General features: G+C 69.8%; 13 protein-coding genes. 6 read left to right on the top strand and 7 right to left on the bottom strand.

From position 1 onward, the window contains the following. Positions 1 to 155: 155 nt before the first annotated feature. Positions 156 to 1,682, top strand: a complete 1,527-nt coding sequence (locus BFN33_RS19310) for an amino acid permease (protein ID WP_069761330.1) — start codon at positions 156 to 158, stop codon at positions 1,680 to 1,682. 49 nt (positions 1,683 to 1,731) lie between these two features. Here the strand turns inward: BFN33_RS19310 and BFN33_RS19305 are convergent, their stop codons facing one another. Continuing rightward, a complete protein-coding gene (locus BFN33_RS19305) occupies positions 1,732 to 2,313 on the bottom strand; it encodes a GNAT family N-acetyltransferase (RefSeq protein WP_069761329.1) in 582 nt (193 codons plus the stop codon). A gap of 1,290 nt (positions 2,314 to 3,603) precedes the next feature. On the opposite strand from BFN33_RS19305, the gene BFN33_RS19300 reads away from it, so the two are divergent. Beyond that, positions 3,604 to 4,629 carry a hypothetical protein gene (locus BFN33_RS19300; protein ID WP_069761328.1) on the top strand — a complete coding sequence of 342 codons (1,026 nt, stop codon included), beginning with the start codon at positions 3,604 to 3,606 and terminating at the stop codon, positions 4,627 to 4,629. A gap of 140 nt (positions 4,630 to 4,769) precedes the next feature. After that, positions 4,770 to 5,714, top strand: coding sequence for an RluA family pseudouridine synthase (locus BFN33_RS19295; RefSeq protein WP_079140932.1), 945 nt, complete (start codon positions 4,770 to 4,772; stop codon positions 5,712 to 5,714). A 17-nt stretch (positions 5,715 to 5,731) separates the two neighbouring features. On the opposite strand, the gene BFN33_RS19290 is transcribed toward BFN33_RS19295, so the two are convergent. The 6 genes from BFN33_RS19290 to BFN33_RS19265 all read right to left on the bottom strand — a co-directional run bounded on the left by BFN33_RS19290 (position 5,732) and on the right by BFN33_RS19265 (position 11,296). Beyond that, positions 5,732 to 7,225: a cytochrome P450 gene (locus BFN33_RS19290; RefSeq protein ID WP_069761326.1), complete on the bottom strand. Its 1,494-nt coding sequence runs from the start codon at positions 7,223 to 7,225 to the stop codon at positions 5,732 to 5,734. Between the two features lie 136 nt (positions 7,226 to 7,361). Next, entirely contained in the window at positions 7,362 to 7,982 is a 621-nt protein-coding gene (locus BFN33_RS19285; RefSeq protein WP_069761325.1) for an ATP/GTP-binding protein, read from the bottom strand. Next, positions 7,963 to 8,385 (bottom strand): DUF742 domain-containing protein, encoded by a 423-nt coding sequence (locus BFN33_RS19280; RefSeq protein WP_069761324.1) that lies wholly within the window; start codon positions 8,383 to 8,385, stop codon positions 7,963 to 7,965. The genes BFN33_RS19285 and BFN33_RS19280 overlap by 20 nt, the downstream gene beginning before the upstream one ends. Next, on the bottom strand, positions 8,382 to 8,789 hold the full coding sequence (locus BFN33_RS19275; protein ID WP_007380839.1) for a roadblock/LC7 domain-containing protein: 408 nt from the start codon (positions 8,787 to 8,789) through the stop codon (positions 8,382 to 8,384). The genes BFN33_RS19280 and BFN33_RS19275 overlap by 4 nt, the downstream gene beginning before the upstream one ends. After that, entirely contained in the window at positions 8,786 to 10,381 is a 1,596-nt protein-coding gene (locus BFN33_RS19270; protein WP_176742420.1) for a sensor histidine kinase KdpD, read from the bottom strand. Before BFN33_RS19270 ends, BFN33_RS19275 begins: the two co-directional genes overlap by 4 nt. Positions 10,382 to 10,654: 273 nt before the next feature. Next, the gene (locus tag BFN33_RS19265) at positions 10,655 to 11,296 is read right to left on the bottom strand and encodes a TetR/AcrR family transcriptional regulator (RefSeq protein ID WP_069761322.1); all 642 of its coding nucleotides are present in this window, start codon (positions 11,294 to 11,296) and stop codon (positions 10,655 to 10,657) included. Between the two features lie 824 nt (positions 11,297 to 12,120). Here BFN33_RS19265 and BFN33_RS19260 point away from each other — a divergent pair. From BFN33_RS19260 to BFN33_RS19250, 3 genes are read left to right on the top strand one after another with little or no spacing between them, the layout of a single operon-like run. Then, positions 12,121 to 12,945 (top strand): urea amidolyase associated protein UAAP1, encoded by an 825-nt coding sequence (locus tag BFN33_RS19260; RefSeq protein WP_069761321.1) that lies wholly within the window; start codon positions 12,121 to 12,123, stop codon positions 12,943 to 12,945. Then, positions 12,942 to 13,601 (top strand): urea amidolyase associated protein UAAP2, encoded by a 660-nt coding sequence (locus BFN33_RS19255; protein ID WP_256122796.1) that lies wholly within the window; start codon positions 12,942 to 12,944, stop codon positions 13,599 to 13,601. Before BFN33_RS19260 ends, BFN33_RS19255 begins: the two co-directional genes overlap by 4 nt. Beyond that, positions 13,598 to 17,134 (top strand): 5-oxoprolinase/urea amidolyase family protein, encoded by a 3,537-nt coding sequence (locus BFN33_RS19250; protein ID WP_069761320.1) that lies wholly within the window; start codon positions 13,598 to 13,600, stop codon positions 17,132 to 17,134. The genes BFN33_RS19255 and BFN33_RS19250 overlap by 4 nt, the downstream gene beginning before the upstream one ends. Positions 17,135 to 17,155: the final 21 nt, after the last annotated feature.

The following is a 17,155-nucleotide window of genomic DNA, read 5'->3' as shown; positions in this document are numbered from 1 at the left end:
CCCGTACAAGGGCGTGAGGACTTGGGAGCCGCTTCGACACGCCTGCGTCACGCACCCGAAACAGCGCCTCCTTAATTTCTGTCACCCGACAGGAATTCAGCTCCCGCACCGCTGTTCCGCTCTCCGCCCTCATGCCGCCGAAGGCAGGTGCCGCCGTGACGACAGCCAGCCCCTCCGACGTCCGTCCCGATCCCCCGCACTCCCCCGCCCCCGACGACCGCTCCCTCACCGAGTTCGGCTACCACCAGGAACTGCACCGGAGCCTGGGCCGGTACGCGTCCTTCGCGGCCGGCTTCTCCTTCATCTCGGTCCTGACGACCGTCTTCCAGTTCTTCGCCTTCGGGTACGCGTTCGGCGGCCCCGTCTTCTTCTGGACCTGGCCGGTGGTACTGGTCGGCCAGTTCCTGGTGGCGGCCTGCTTCGCGGAACTGGCGGCGCGCTATCCGCTGTCCGGCGCGATCTACCAGTGGTCGTCCCGCCTCTCCACCCCGGCCTTCGGCTGGTTCGCCGGCTGGATCATGGTGATCGGGCAGATCGTCGTGGTCGCGGCGGCGGCACTCGCCCTGCAGTTGGTGCTCCCGGCGATCTGGTCCGGCTTCCAGCTGATCGGCACCGACCCGGCGGTGACCTCGGCGGACGGGGCGGCCAACGCGGCGCTCCTCGGCGTGATCCTGCTGGTCCTGACGACCGTCGTGAACATCCTCGACAACCGGGTGATGTCCCTGATCAACCGGGTGGGCGTGACCGCAGAGATCATCGGTGCGGTCCTGATCATCGTGCTCCTGCTGACCCACTCCGAGCGCACGCCGAGCATCACCTTCCACACCACGGGCGCCGCGCAGAGCGGCCTGTTCGGGGCCCTGCTGGTGGGCTCGTTCGCGGCGGCGTACGTGATGATCGGCTTCGACAGCGCGGGCGAGATGAGCGAGGAGACCCACGCTCCCCGCCGCACCGCGCCCCGCACGATCCTCACGGCGCTCGGCGCGGCCGGCCTGCTCGGCGGCCTGCTCGTCCTGGGCGGCCTGCTCGCCGCCCCCAGCCTCACCGACGGGCACCTGTCGGTCGACGGCCTCAGCTACGTCCTCACCAGCAGCCTGGGCGACGGCGTCGGCAAGACCCTGCTGGCCGACGTGGTGGTCGCGATCGCGGTGGCCACCCTCGCCATCCAGACAGCAGCGTGCCGCATGCTCTTCTCCATGGCCCGCGACGGCCAGTTGCCCTTCGCGAGCCGCCTCGCGCGGGTGAACCCCCGCACGGGCATGCCCACCGCCCCCGCCCTGGTCGTCGGCATCCTGGCCGCCGCTCTCCTCCTCCTCAACTTCGCTTCGCCGGACGCGTTCCTGGCGATCGGCACGACCTGCATCGTGATGCTCTACCTGGCGTACGCGATGGTCACGGGCCCGTTGCTGATCCGGCGGGTGCGAGGGGAGTTCACGTCCGAGGGCACGGACGAGACGGGCGCCCCCCTGTTCTCCCTGGGCCGCTGGGGCATCCCGGTCAACGCCCTGGCCCTCCTCTACGGCCTCCTGATGACCGTCAATCTGGCCTGGCCCCGGGCAGAGGTGTACGACCCGGCGGGCGGGCACTGGTACTTCCAGTGGTTCACGGTGCTGTTCCTGGCCGCGACGCTGGCAGTGGGCGTGGCGTGGCGGGCGGTGCGCGGGCGTACGCCGAGGGCGTAGGAGGCGCAGCCCCCTGGCGGACCCCTACCGATGTCCCCTCGGCAGCCCGTCAGTCGCCCCGGACGCGCGCGTGCAGATGCATGTCATGCCAACCGTCCGGATGCAGAACCGCACTTCGCTTGGTCCCTTCCAGAACGAAGCCCGTCTTGGTCGCGACACGACACGAGGCCTCATTACGGACGGCGTGCATGAGCTCGAGACGGTGGAACCCGATGTCTTCGAGGGCCCAGCGAGACAGGACGACCGTGGCCCGCGCCGCGACACCCCGGCCACGCGCCGCCGCGGTCGTCCAGTACGCCATCTCGGCCTGCCCGTCGACGAGGTTGATCTCTCGCAGCGCCACCCGGCCGAGCAGCAGATCGGTGTCCGCGTCCACCACGGCCCACTGAGCGGTCTCCTCCTGGGCCCAGGCCTCCCGCCACTCCTCGATCCAGCCGCCGACCTCCTCCACGGAGTCGGCGGCACGGGCGTGCCACTGGTGCATCACCGGGTCCTGGAACGCCGCGAGGACCGCGGGGGCGTCCTCGGCCCGCCAGGGACGCAGGAGCAGGCCGTCGCCGGTGGGGAGGGTGGGTTGGGCGGTGCTGGAGAGGGTGCCTGGTGCGAGGACCGAGCGGGTGAGGAACGGCATGAGCGGCATCCTGCCAACCGCGCGGACTCCGTCCCAACGAGTTTTTTACTCCTACGGCGATGAGACGCGGCCCGCCATCCCACCCTCGCGCTCGGCGCTCGCGTCGCGGCCCGTCCTCCGGACGAACTTGCTTCCCAACTGCCGCAAACGAGGGTGGTACCCGCGGCGCACCGAGAGGCTGGAATGCGCGGCCGTGCATCCGGCGGCCAGCGGATCCGCTCCGTGCGCCGGGGCTGCGCCCCCTTTCCCGCGGCCGGAAATCGTCGCATGGTGCGAAGTGGTGGGCTGTCAGGTGAATTGCCGGCATGAGCGGTGTCGCACCCGGGGCCCGTGAGGATGGTGGCCGGATGCCTGCGAGGGTCGGCGGTGTGGCTCGGGTGCGTGCTCGGCGCAACGCACCGATGTGTTCGGAGCGACCGGCACGGTCGTACGCTAGTGCGAATCTACCCGGGGTGACGGCCTTCCTCACGCCGACCGGACTGTCCGGAATGTCACCGCGGAAAGTGAACCGGTCCCTACCCGATCTGCCCCGCGCAGCGGCCCGGGGCTGCGCCCCGCACCAGCGCCAACTCGCCCCGCACCGTTGACGAAACCCACGGCGGCACTGGAGGGTAGGGATGATCCACGACCTCGCCTGCGACAACGCTGTCGGGGCGGTGGTGGCCACGGATTGTCTGCGCTGTCGCGCGGTCGCCTCGAAGGTCACGCCAGCGACCTGCCCGGTAGGCGGTTGACAAGGCCGGCTCGACCGACTCGGACTGCACGCCCAGGCCGCGCACGAGTCAGCAACGCCACATCGCAGTGTCTGGAGCACAACGCACAGTTCATGAACTTGGTCGACTCCGCCACCCGGAGGGCTCATGAAAGACTCTGCTCGTGCCCAGTTGTCTCGGTCCGCCCCCTTGATCGAGCACACGCCTCAGGTGGTGCGCATGCCCCTGCCCGGCATATCCGCCCGCCGGCCGATCCCGACCAGGACCACGGGGGGCTCGCAGCCACCGGGTCCGCCCGAGCAGAGGCGACACCTGCCGACCCGCACCAATCCAGCAGTGGGATCGACCGGGAGGAGGGGCCCTCAGGACCGTGGCAGCCCCCCGACTGCACCAGAGGTCGCGGGGCCCTAGCGGACTCGCCCAAGGCGCTTCGCGTCGTCCAGCTCGCCGGATAGATCAATTCGGTTCGTCGCTGGAAAACAATCCTGAGGCAGCGATGCCCGCAGGCACCAGGCATCGACGACCACCTGATCGTCTGGGCCGACAAGCATGCCGTGGCAGAAACTGGGAGAGAATAATGCCCCAGAACGTAATCTTCGAATTGCCCATCCCTTACCGACTGAACACCGGTTTGGCAGCCGCCAGGCAACGCAATCTGGAGTGGATGCGTGAGCAGAAACTAGTGTCGGGACATAGGGCCACGCACCGCTACATATTCTCGGCAGTAGCGGACTTGGCCGCCTACAGCTACCCAGACGTCGAAGGTGACGACCTCGACCTGGCCTTTGACACCATGGGCTGGTTCTTCCTTTTCGATGATCTGTTTGATGTGCCCGAGGGGTGCAAGGCCGATGCAGCCGTCGACGTGTGCCAGCAGCTCATCACGCTCATCACCCACCCCTCGCAGCAGAAAACCAACCACGATGCGCCTCTGGTGAGCGCCTTCGCGAACATCTGGCGTCGAGCCAGGACGGGGATGTCCGAGGAATGGCAGCAGCGGGCCGCTCACAATTGGACGGACTACCTGACAGGAAACCTCACCGAGGAAGTCGATCGTCGCACATGGATCCCTGAGGACTTCGCCACCCGGATGAGGATCGGGCACCGCACCCTGGGGCTTATTCCGTCACTCGACCTGGCCGAAAGGGTGGGACACTTCGAGATCCCACCGATCATTTGGCATAGCAGTCATCTGGATTCGATGCGGCGCGCAGCTGTCGATGCCGTCAAACTCATCAACGAGGTGATGTCCCTCGAGAACGACGACGCACGAGGCGATCCCAACCTCGTGCGCTGCCTCATGCGGCAACGAAATTGCTCCCGGGCGGAAGCCATCAGACTGGCCATCGCGCTCGTCCAGAAAACAGTCAGTCAGCTTTTAGAGCAGATGAAACTGGTCCCCCTGTTCTGTGCCCGGCTCGGACTCACGAGCTCGGAGTCCGAGAATGTCCAACGTTATGCGACCGCCTTGCTCACATGGATACGCGGCAGCTACGACTGGAGCCGCAGCAATGGCCGTTATTCCCCACGTACGGCCAGCGCCCTGAGCCCGAATATGACTGGCCAGCTTCACCCCGCAAACCTCACAACGGTGTCTCGATAACTTCCCATTGCCCCGATGGGATTTGACAGGCGATCTTCGAAGCAGCGCCCGTGAGACGCGGGTGCTGGACGATGGTGCCGACGGCGAGTACGGCACTGTTGAGGCATGCTCGGCACCACCCCCTCGTAGGCTTGGTCCTGATGAGACGCCGTACTCCACCCCCGCCTTCTCCCCTGTCACAACGCGACGGGATCGATCCGGTGCGAGTTCGGTTGCCGATCGGTGATGCTTGGGCGACCGTGCGGGATCATCTCGTGGCGCGGCTCGCGGCCGGCGCCGAAGTGATCGACGGGCTGCTGGAGGCCGGGCAGATCGTGGATGCCGCCGGGCGTCCGGTGACACGCGACATGGCGTACGTGCCGGGGATGTTCGTGTGGTTTCACCGGGCGCTGCCCGACGAGGAGCGGGTTCCGTTCCCGATCGACGTCCTCTACCAGGACGAACACGTGGTGGTGGCCGACAAGCCGCACTTCCTTGCCACCACCCCGCGCGGCAGCCATATCGCCGAGACGGCCCTGGCACGGCTGCGCCGGCAGCTGGACATCCCCACGTTGGGCGCCGCGCACCGGCTGGACCGACTGACGGCCGGCCTGGTGATGTTCACCGTGCGGCCCGAGGAGCGCGGCGCCTATCAGTCGCTGTTCAGGGACAGGCGGGTGGCGAAGGAGTACGAAGCGGTGGCCCCGTACGACCCGGCGCTGCCCCTGCCGCACACCGCGCGCAGCCGTATCGTGAAGGAACGCGGAGTCCTGGCGGCCCAGGAGATCCAGGGCGAGCCCAACGCCGTCAGCCGGATCGAGTTGCTGGAGCACCAGGGCGAGCACGCCCGGTACCGGCTGACGCCGAGTACCGGGCAGACGCATCAGTTGCGCGTGCACATGAGCGCCCTGGGGGTGCCGATCCTCGGCGACCCCCTCTATCCGGTGGTCACCGACCCCGTTGCGTCCGGCGACTTCCGGCGTCCGCTCCAACTGCTGGCCCGGGTGCTGGAGTTCACCGACCCGGTCACGGGACTCGAGCACCGGTTCGTCAGCCCTCGCGTGCTGCGGGCGTGGTCGTCGTACGTCGAATGGGCTGCCGAATAGACCCAGGGCCTGTCGGCTCACTCGCCGCGCCACCAGCGCAGGAAGCGCCGGAACACACCAGGCCGACCAGCCGGTTCGTAGGTCGGCGTCGGCGCGATGGTCGGCGTCGGCGCGATGGTCGGCGAGGCAGCTTCCTGACGCGCCGTCTTCGGCTGGGGTGTGCTGACCAGCCAGTCACTGGACCGCTGAAACGCCAGCGGGTGCGCGGGCCGCGCCATGACGTCCTGCTGGGGCTTGGCCTCGAACTTCACCGGCAGTTCCACCAAGTGCCGGTTCGAGATGGACGCCCACCAGTCCAGCTCGTCCTCGTCGCAGGCGAGTTGAACGTCAGGCAGGCGGGTCAGCAGTGCGTCGACGCCGACCTCGGCGATGACACGGCCGATGTCCTGACCCGGGCACTCATGAGGGCCGCCGCCGAAGGCCAGGTGGGAGCGGTTACCCTGCATGTGGGCCTTGGGGTCGGGCCGGACTCGTGGGTCTACATTGCCCGGTGCGATGCCGAGGATGAGGGCGTCACCCTTACGAATGCGCTGGCCACCCAGCTCCGCGTCCTGCTTGGCGATGTAGGGAAGGACGGTGCTGAACGGCGGCTCGTCCCACAGGGACTGCTCGACCGCTTGGGGCACCGTCATCTGGCCGCCGTTGAGTTGGGCGCGGAACCGCGGGTCGGTCAACACCACACGCATCACGTTGGCAATGAGATTGGCGGTGGCCTCGTAGGCTGCGACCAGGATGATGCGCAGGTGCTGGCCGACCTCGTCGTCGGTGAGATTCGCCGGGTGATTGATCAGGTGGCTGGTGAAGTCGTCCCTGGGCTCGGCCCGGCGGCGGGCGGTGAGCCGCATCAGGACGTCCATGAGGTATGCGTTGCTGGCGATCGCGGTCTCGCTGCCCTTGGGCATGTCACGAGCGGCCTGCACCATCTGGTCGTTGTACTCCTCGGGCATACCGAGGATCTCGCACATCACCGACATCGGCAGGTGCTCCGCGAACTGGCCGACCAGGTCGGCCCTACCCTCCCGGCAGAACTTGTTGACGAGTTGCTGGGTCGCCCGGTTGATGTAACGGCGGATGCCTCGGTGATCGATAGTCGACATGGCACCGGTGACCGCACCGCGCAACCGCAGATGCTCGTCGCCTTCGGCGTGACTGCAGATGGGCTGCCAGGCGAAGTGCGGCATGAGCGGGTGATCGGGCTTGACCGTGCCGTCCTGCAGGGCTGACCACAATCGGGTGTTTCGGCAGAACTGCGAGGGGTTGCGCACCATGTGCAGATTCTCGGAGTGACCGAGCACCACCCAGATCGGCACATCATCGTGAAGCAGCGCAGGAGCCACAGTTCCGTGCTCGGCACGCAGCTTCTCGTACACGGCCTCCAGATCCTCCGCCCCAGGGCCGTACAGCCGACGCAGTCCGCCGACGCCGACGCCGACGCCGTGTGCGGGGCAGCCGGGGGGAGGGGCGGCCGTGGGGTCTTCCGTGCCGGTCGGGGAAAGGGATTCAGGCGTCACGATGGTCGCTCCGAAGCTGAGATCGATCTGGTGTACGGGAAGTGATGGGCCGCCCCGGTCCGATGGGTTCGAGCGAAGCCGGGAGCGTGGGAGAGGGGGAGAGGGGGGCGGCGGTACGGCACTGCCGCGCCACGCCTCACACAGGGGTCTTCTCCAAAGACAGCGAATGAAGGAACCGCAACAACGTCATCAGCACGTCCCGGCTGGACGCCCGCCGGCGCGCGTCGCACTCGACGATGGGGATGTCGGCGCTGAGGTCGAGCGCGGCGCGGAGGTCGTCGAGCGGGTGGCGAGGGCCGTCGGGGAAGGTGTTGACGGCGACGACGAAGGGCACGCCTCGCTCCTCCAGGCGGTCCATGACGTCGAAGCTGACTTCGAGGCGTCGGGTGTCCACGAGGACGACCGCGCCGAGTGCGCCTTCGAACAGGCCGTTCCACAGGAACCAGAAGCGTTCCTGGCCCGGGGTGCCGAAGAGGTAGAGGACCAGCTGGTCGGTGATGCTGATACGGCCGAAGTCCATGGCCACGGTGGTGGCCGTCTTGGTCTCGGAGCCGTAGTTGTCGTCGACCCCGATGCCGGCCTGGGTCATGGTCTCCTCGGTGGTCAGCGGTTTGATCTCGCTGACCGAGCCGACCATGGTCGTCTTGCCCACGCCGAAGCCGCCCACGATGACGATCTTCACCGCGGCTTCGGCGGTTTGCGGAAGGTGGTCCGCTGTGCGCGGACCGGGGATGGTGTCAGAGCCGTTGAAGTCCATGCATCACCGCTTCGAGGAGGGAACGGTCGGCCAGCGCCTGGCGGATGACCGGGGCGCGGGCCGTCACCAGTTCGGCCGTCAACAGCTCGGTGAGCAGGACGGTCACCACGCTGAACGGCAGGCTGAGATAGGCGGACAGCTCGGCCACGGACAGGGGGGCCGTGCAGAGCCTGAGCAGCGCCGCCTGCTCAGGCGTGGCGGAGGGCGGCGGGTCGGCGTGCGCCACGATTAAGGTGACCAGGTCGAGTTCCGAGCGCTCGGTTCCGTCGGGGCCGGTGATGACGTACAGCCGCTCGGGGTTCTTCTTCGGTCCCTCTGGTGGGTCCTGGCCCTCCTGCGGGGGTTGCGGCGTCGGTTCCGGACTGGCCTTGGGGAATCGCCGTCGGCGTTGTGGAGGAGTCATACGGTCTGCCCGTTGCGCCGGGGCGGGCTGGTGAGGTGCGCGCCGATGCGGACGACCAGGTCGCTCATGCGGGCGCTCATGTGGCCCGGTTCGGTGATGATGTCGGACAGCACCGCGAGATAGGCGTTGGGGCCGGCGGCCATCAGATAGAAGTAGCCCCCGTGGATCTCGATGAGGACCATCTTCATCTTGCCGTCGCTGCCGGGGATCTCCCCGGCCACGGCACCCGCCAGGCTCTGCAGGCCCGCACAGGCGGCGGCGACGCGGTCGGCGGTGTCCGGGTCTCCGCCGTGCCGCGCGATGCGCAGGCCGTCGGCGGAGAGCACCACGATCATCTGGATGCCCGGTACGCCCTTGGCGAGGTCCTGGAGCATCCAGTCGAAGTTGCCTCGCTGCTGGATCACTTGAGGTTCCCCTCGTCTTCGGCCTCGGTACGGGCCGGTTCGTCGGTCGGCTGGGTGACTGTGGAAGAGGTGGGCCGCTTGAGGCCGTCCATGAACGCCTGGACCCACAGGCCGGGCGGGGTGTCGTCCGGCTTCTGCTCCGGCTCCGGCTCCGGCTCGCGCTGGGCCGTCGACCAGATCGTCGGGCGGCCTTCCCGCTCTGCCCGTTCGATCTCGGCCTGCTCGGCATAGCGCTGGGTGAGCGAGGTCTTGACCCGGCTGCGGCGCTGCGGCAGCCCGTTGGCCGTCCACTCGGTGACCTCCGGGACGTCGTCCTCCATGGAGACGGGGGTCGTGAACTTGGGGCTGGTGGGGCGGCGCTTCTTGATCGTGCGCTTGGGGCCGGGCAGGGCGCCCAGTTCGGCCTTGGGCACGGCGGTGGCGCCGATGCCGTGGGCGAGTCCGACACCGGGCTCGTCGGTGAGCATGTCGCTGGGCACGACGAGGATGGCGCGCACGCCGCCGTACGCGGAGGCACGCAGGGAGACCTGCATGTCGTACGCCTGGCAGAGCCGGCCCACCACCGCGAGGCCGAGACGCGGCGACTCACCCAGGTCCTGGAGGTCCACACCGGCCTTGGCCCGCTCCAGCATGCCCTCGGCCCTCAGCCGGGCCTCCTCGCTGAGGCTGACGCCGGCGTCCTCGATCTCGATGCAGACACCGGTCTGCACCTCGGTGGCGGTGACGTGCACCTTGCTCTGCGGCGGGGAGTAGCGCGTGGCGTTGTCGAGGAGTTCGGCCGCGGCGTGGATGACCGGCTCGACGGCGGTGCCCTTGACGTTCACCTTGGCGATCGAGGACAGGTCGATGCGCCGGTACTCCAGGATCCGGGACATGGCGCCGCGCAGCACGCTGTACAGCGCGACGGGCTCGGGCCACTGGCGGCCGGGGCGGCCGCCGCCGAGGACGGAGATGGAGTCGGCGAGACGGCCGATCAGCGCGGTGCCGTGGTCGATGCGCAGGAGGTCGTCGAAGACCTCGGGGTTACGGCCGTGGTCCTCCTCCATCTCCCGCAGTTCGTTGGCCTGTTGGTGGACGATGGCCTGAACGCGACGCGCGATGTTCACGAAGGAGCGCTGCGCGGCGTCGCGCATGATCTCCTCGGTGTCGACGATGGTGAGCACCGTCTTGAGCAGGCGGATCTGCGCCTCGGGAAGGTCCGCCCACGCTGGGTCGATGTCGCCGAGTTGGCGAATCACCTCTCCGGGGGAACTTCCGCGGCGCAGCCAGTCCAGCGCGGTGGGCGCGATCTCCTTGGCGAACCGGGTCAGCTCCTGGTCCTGGTCGGCGATGCGCCGCTTCAGATCCGCGGTGTGACGGACGTGCTCGAGACGCTGGTCCCGCAGTTGACGACCGCGCCGGACGGCTTCGGCCGCCACCGCGATCACCAGCAGCGTGGCGATGGCGCCGCACCAGCCGACAGCGGCCCGGGCGGGCTGCTGCACCGCCGCGACGGCGGCCCCGGTCGCCGCGGCCATGACTATGGCGGGGAGCAACAGCACGCGCGCATACGGCAGTTCACGGCGTCCTGGCGGGGATTGAACACTCACCATGTGGGCCCTCTGAGACGTATCGACGGGGAGTCGCACATATAGGGAACAAGCGCACGAATACACATCAACTCGGTGCGCTGCGGGCGAGCTTAGTCCGACCGGATCATCGCCGTGTCATATTCAGCAAGCACCTGAAACGGGCATTGCGACTGGAGTACCCTCGGCCCATTTATACGCTCCGGCACCATTCGAACACGTTCAGTCAGGGCGTACAGACGTACGGAACTCACTCACCGTGGCGGGTGAAGACCGGCCTTCGGCCGGGTACCGGGCTCAGATCCCGGCGATGCGCAGGGCCGCGTCCGCGGTGGCCTCCGCGAAGACCGAGACGGGGCGTTCGGGGTCGGAGCGGTGGATGAGGATCACGCTCTCGATCAGGCCGAACAACAGGTCCGTGCGCAGATCGAGCTCGCTCTTGGCGAGGGCGCCGCCCGCCGGGGTGGCGGCGAGCAACTGCCGGTAGGCGTCCTTGAGTTCGGCACGCACGGCATGGAAGCCGGCGAACCGCTCGGCGCGCACCTCGGGCAGCAGATAGAGGCCGCCGAGATTGTGCGGTCCGTCGCACAGCACCTCGGTGTCCGCGCGGCACAGCTCCCACAGCCGGTTCTCGGCCGGGACCGTGTCGTCGGCGAGCAGCTCGCGGGCGTACGCCAACGAAGGCGTGACGGTGGACTCCAGGAGCTCGGCGAGGAGCTCCTCCTTGCCGGAGACGTAGTGGTACATGGACGCCTGCCGCATGCCCGCACGCTCGGCCACCGCCCGGGTGCTGGTGGCGGCGTAGCCCAGAGAGGTGAACAACTCGGCCGCGGCGACGAGGAGTTCGTCACGCGGCGCCAGCCCGCTGTCCGGCCGCCGAGCGGCCCGCGGCCTACCGACCCGTCGCCCGGACTCCGCCGTCCCACCCGTCGTACCCATGCGTTCGATCCTCGCACACGGGGGCACGGGGTCTCCGGGTGATCCACAAGCACCGGGCGACCGGCGACCCTCTGGCCCGCTCCAACCGGGGGCCGGGTACTCGGCGTGCCCCACCAGCGCCGGGCCGCCGCCGACAGCCCGGCACGCCTCCCCCAATGGCAGGGGGTTCTCGGCGTGAGCCATGAGCGCCGGGCCACCGCCGACACCTCGGCCCGCTCCACCCCCGGGCGACGCAGGGACCTCCGCGCAACCCACAGAAACCGGACGACCGCCGACACCCCCGCCAGCTCCAACCCCCAGCGGGCACGGCAAGCCCCGCAACCCCCCAAGCGCCCGACAGCCGCCCACACCCCGACCCGCTCCAACCCCCGGCGACACAGGGACCTCCGCGAAGCCCAGGAAGCCGGACGACCGCCGACACCCCGGCCAACTCCGACCCCCAGCGGCACGGCAACCCCCGCATCCCCCACAGGCGCCCGACAGCCGCCCGTACCCCCGCCCCTCCCCAACCACCCAACGCCCGCCAGGATCTCCGCCTAACCCACAGGCGCCAGGCGACCGCCGACACCCCGACCCCCTCCAACCCCCGCTCCACCCTCCCCAGGAGCGCGGGCCGTATCGCCTTAAAGCCTCACGCGCGGACGCGCCCCACCCCCACCGCCCGCACCTGACAACGCACCACCCCACCCCCACCGCACTGCACCCGACAACCCACCTGTGAGCCCCCGGTAACCCCCCAGCAACGCCGGAGCAATCCCTCCGACCCGCATCGCCCCTAATTTCTGTCGAGCGACAGAAATAACCCCGGAGCCGGAGGTCCCGCCATGGCCACGCAGACCACATACGGAGCCCGAGACCATGCCCGCGCCCAGGAGGGCACCCGCGCCGAGGCCATGCCCGTCGTCCCGGCCGGCGCCTGGCCGGACCCACCGTGCGAGGCGGGTCACCTGGTGTGGGCGGAGACCGTGGCGGGCGGCAACTACACGCACCGTGTCCTCGCCCGCGGCACCGAACTGCGCCTCACCGACCCGCACGGAGACGCCTGCGCCCACGTCCTCCTGTACGCGGAGGGCCGCCCGTGGGAGCGGCTGAACGTCGCCGACACGGTCAAGGTCCAGTGGAACGCCTACCTCGGCGAGGGCCAACTGCTCCTGTCCGACCAGGGCCGCGTCCTCGCGAGCGTCGTCGCCGACACCTCCGGCCGCCACGACGCGCTGTGCGGCACCTCCACGCTGGTCAGCAACACAGGGCGCTACGGCGACGGCACCGCCCACAGCCCCTCCCCCGCCGGTCGCGAGCTCTTCAAGCTGGCAGCCGCGAAGAACGGCCTCGAACCCCGCGATCTCCCCCCGTCCCTATCCTTCTTCCAGGGCGTCGAGATCCGCGAGGACGGCACCCTCGACTTCACCGGCTCGGCGGGCCCCGGCGGCAGCGTCACCCTTCGCGCCGAACAGGACGTGATGGTACTGATCGCGAACGTCCCGCACCCCGCCGACCCACGGCCCGACTACGTCAGCACGCCCCTGGAAGTCCTCGCCTGGCGTGCCGACCCCACCCGCGCCGGCGACGCCCTCTGGGACGCCACCCCCGAGGGCCGCCGCGCCTTCCTCAACACCGCCGAATTCCTGGCCTCGAAGGGACGCGCATGAAGACCGTGGTTCCGGCCCGCGCCGCCTGGTCCCGCGTCATCCGCGAGGGCGAGACGCTCACCATCACCGACCTGCACGGCAACCAGGCCGTCGACTTCCTCGTCTACGACGCCCACGACACGGCGGTCCGCTACAGCGCCCCCGACACCATCCAGGCGCAGGGCGGCATCTTCCTCACCGCGGGCAGCGTGCTGATGTCCGGCGAGCACACCCCGCTGATGACGGTCACCGCCGACGACGTGGGCCGCCACGACACCGTAGGCGGCGCCTGCTCCAAGGAGTCGAACACCCTGCGCTACGGCCATCACACCTGGTCGCAGCACGCCTGCGTGGACAACTTCCTCGCCGAGGGCGCGAAGCACGGTCTCGGCAAGCGCGACCTCGTCTCCAACATCAACTGGTACATGAACGTGCCGGTCGAGAAGGACGGCACCCTCGGCATCGTCGACGGCATCTCCGCCCCGGGCCTCTCGCTCACCCTGCGCGCCGAGCGCGACGTCCTCGTCCTGGTCTCCAACTGCCCCCAGATCAACAACCCCTGCAACGGCTTCGACCCGACACCCGTGGAAATGACGATCGGGGCCGCGGAGACGATGACCAGGACCCCTGGGACGACGCCCACGACCGCAGAGACGACGATCGGGGCCGCAGAATGACCTTCGACACCCTCCTCGTCGCCAACCGGGGCGAGATAGCCGTCCGGATCATCCGCACAGCCCGTGAGCTGGGCCTGCGGACGGTCGCGGTGTACTCCGACGCCGACCGGGCCGCACCTCACGTCCGGCTCGCCGACCAGGCCGTACGCCTCGGTCCCGCACCCGCGAAGGAGTCGTACCTCGACGCCGACCTGGTGCTGAAGGCGGCCAAGGACACGGGCGCGGGCGCGATCCATCCCGGTTACGGCTTCCTGTCCGAGGACGCCGCCTTCGCCCGCCGCTGCGAGGACGCGGGGATCGTGTTCGTGGGTCCGACGCCCGAGCAGTTGGAGCTCTTCGGCGCGAAGCACACGGCACGGGCGGCGGCGGAGGCGGCCGGAGTGCCGCTGGCACCGGGGACGGGACTGCTGCCCTCGCTCGAGGAGGCCCTCGAATCCGCGGCGGCCATCGGCTATCCCGTCATGCTCAAGGCCACCGGCGGTGGCGGCGGCATCGGCATGTCGGCCTGCCACTCCGCCGACGAACTGAGCGACGCCTGGGACCGGGTGCAGCGCGTCGCCGCCGCCTCCTTCTCCTCCGCCGGTGTCTTCCTGGAACGGCTCGTCGAGCACGCCCGCCATGTCGAGGTGCAGGTCTTCGGCGACGGCGAGGGCAGGGTCGTCACCTTCGGCGACCGCGATTGCTCCCTGCAGCGCCGCAACCAGAAAGTCCTGGAGGAGGCTCCGGCGCCGGGGCTCCCCTCGCACGTTCGCGCGCAACTCGCGGACAGTGCCCGTGAGTTGTGCGCCGCGGTCGGCTACCGCTCCGCGGGAACCGTCGAGTTCGTCTACGACGCCGCCCGCGAGGAGGCCTACTTCCTGGAGGTCAACACCCGTCTCCAGGTGGAGCATCCGGTCACCGAGGAGATCTACGGCGTCGACCTGGTCGCCTGGATGCTCCGCCTGGCCCGCGGCGAGCGGGACGTCGTACGCGAACCGGACCCGCCGCACGGCCACGCCGTCGAGGCACGCGTCTACGCCGAGGACCCCTCGCGTGAACACCGGCCCAGCGCCGGGCTGTTGACGCGGGTCGAGTTCCCCACCGGCGTCCGGGTCGACGCCTGGGTGGAGACGGGCACCGAGGTGACGACGTCGTACGACCCGATGCTCGCGAAGATCATCGCGTACGGCCCCGATCGCGCCCACGCCCTCCGCCGGCTGGACGAGGCCCTGGAACGCACCCGCGTCGACGGCATCGAGACCAACCTCGGCCTGGTCCGGGCGGCGCTCGCGGACCAGCGCGTCGCCGCCGCGACCCATTCGACGGCAACGCTCTCCCAGATCCAGGACCCGACCCCACGCATCGAGGTCATGGCCGCCGGCACCCTCACCACCGTGCAGGACTGGCCGGGCCGTACCGGCTACTGGCAGGTCGGCGTACCCCCGTGCGGTCCGATGGACGACCGTTCCTTCCGGCTCGGCAATACGGCGCTGGGCAACCCGGAAAGCGCCCCGGGCCTCGAATGCACCTTGCAGGGCCCCTCGTTGAGGTTCACCCACGCCACGACCGTCTGTGTGACGGGCGCCCCCGCCCCGGTCGCCGTCGACGGCACACCGGTCGCCCAGTGGGAGCCGGTGACCGTGCCCGCGGGCGGTGTCCTGGAGGTCGGCACACCCACCGAACACGGACTGCGGACGTACGTCCTGTTCGCGGGCGGCCTCGACATCCCGGCCTTCCTCGGCAGCGCGAGCACCTTCACGCTGGGCCGCTTCGGCGGACACGGCGGCCGGGCCCTGCGGACGGGCGACGTACTGCACGGAGGCCGCGAGGCCGGGGGAACGCTGCTCGCAGAGGCTCAGGCCGAGGGAGCACCGGTCGAGGACCGCCCCTCCTACACCTCCACCTGGCACATCGGCGCCGTTGAAGGCCCGCACGCCGCACCGGAGTTCTTCACCGAGGACGACATCCACGACTTCTACGCGGCCGACTGGAAGGTCCACTTCAACTCGGCCCGCACCGGTGTCCGCCTGGTCGGCCCCAAGCCCCGCTGGGCCCGCAGTGACGGCGGCGAGGCCGGCCTGCACCCCTCCAACATCCACGACACCCCCTACTCGGTCGGCGCGGTCGACTACACGGGTGACATGCCGGTGCTGCTGGGCCCGGACGGGCCCTCCCTCGGCGGGTTCGTGTGCCCGGCGACGGTCATCAGCACCGAGCGATGGAAGCTCGGCCAGCTGCGCCCGGGCGACACCGTGCGCTTCATGCCGGTGGACGCCTCGGGCGAGCCCCGCCCGGCGATCGTGGACGGCGGTGTCCTCGCCCGCGACGGCGATGTGACGTACCGCCGCAGCGGCGACGACAACCTGCTGGTCGAGTTCGGCCCCATGCAGCTGGACCTGGCGCTGCGCATGCGGGTCCACGCGCTGATGGACGCGGTGGCCGAGCAGGGCCCCGACGGCATCACCGACCTCACCCCCGGCATCCGCTCCCTGCAGATCCAGACGGACCCCGGTCGCCTCCCCCAGCAGCAACTCCTCGCCGTCGTAAGGGAGATCACCGCCTCCCTCCCTCCGTCCGACGAACTGGTCGTCCCCTCCCGCACGGTCCACCTCCCGCTCTCCTGGGACGACCCCGCAACCCGCGAGGCGATCGCCCGCTACATGGCGGGCGTGCGGGACGACGCGCCCTGGTGCCCCTGGAACATCGAGTTCATCCGCCGGGTCAACGGCCTGGAGTCGGTGGACGACGTCTACCGCACCGTCTTCGACGCGGAGTACCTCGTCCTGGGCCTGGGCGACGTCTACCTGGGCGCCCCGGTGGCCACCCCGCTCGACCCGCGCCACCGCCTGGTGACCACGAAGTACAACCCGGCGCGCACCTGGACGGCCGAGAACTCGGTCGGGATCGGCGGAGCGTATCTCTGCATCTACGGCATGGAGGGCCCCGGCGGCTACCAGTTCGTGGGCCGTACGACCCAGGTGTGGTCGCCCTGGCAGCAGCGCGGCGCGTTCGAGCCGGGCTCGCCCTGGCTGCTGCGCTTCTTCGACCGCATCAGCTGGTATCCGGTGGACGCGGACGAACTCCTGGAACTGCGGGCCGACATCACGTCCGGCCGCTTCGTTCCCCGCATCGAGGAGAGCACCTTCTCGCTCGCCGCGTACCAGTCCTTCCTCGCCGAACACGCCGAGTCCATAGCGGAGTTCAGGTCACATCAGCAGGCGGCCTTCTCCGCGGAGCGGGACGCGTGGGAGGCGGCGGGCGAGTTCGCGCGGGCAGCGGAGACGTCCGCACCGGCCGCCCCTGCCGCCGAGGTGGCGGTCCCTCCGGGCGGACGTCTCATTGAGGCCGAATTCGCCGCCTCCGTATGGCAGTTGAACGTCGAGCCGGGCGACGAGGTGGCCGCCGGGCAGCCGCTCCTCGCCCTTGAGGCGATGAAGATGGAGTCCAGGGTGCACGCGCCGGCGGACGGCGTGGTCGCGGAGATCCTGGCCAGGCCGGGCGACCAGGTGGAGGCGGGGACGGCTCTGCTCGTCCTGGCCCCGCCCGCTCGGTGAAGCGCGGTCGCACAGTGAAAG

This window comes from Streptomyces sp. LUP47B (assembly GCF_001746295.1).
GTDB lineage: Bacteria > Actinomycetota > Actinomycetes > Streptomycetales > Streptomycetaceae > Streptomyces.
Note: the sequence above shows the minus strand (reverse complement) of the source record. Positions and strands in the feature narration are given on the sequence as shown.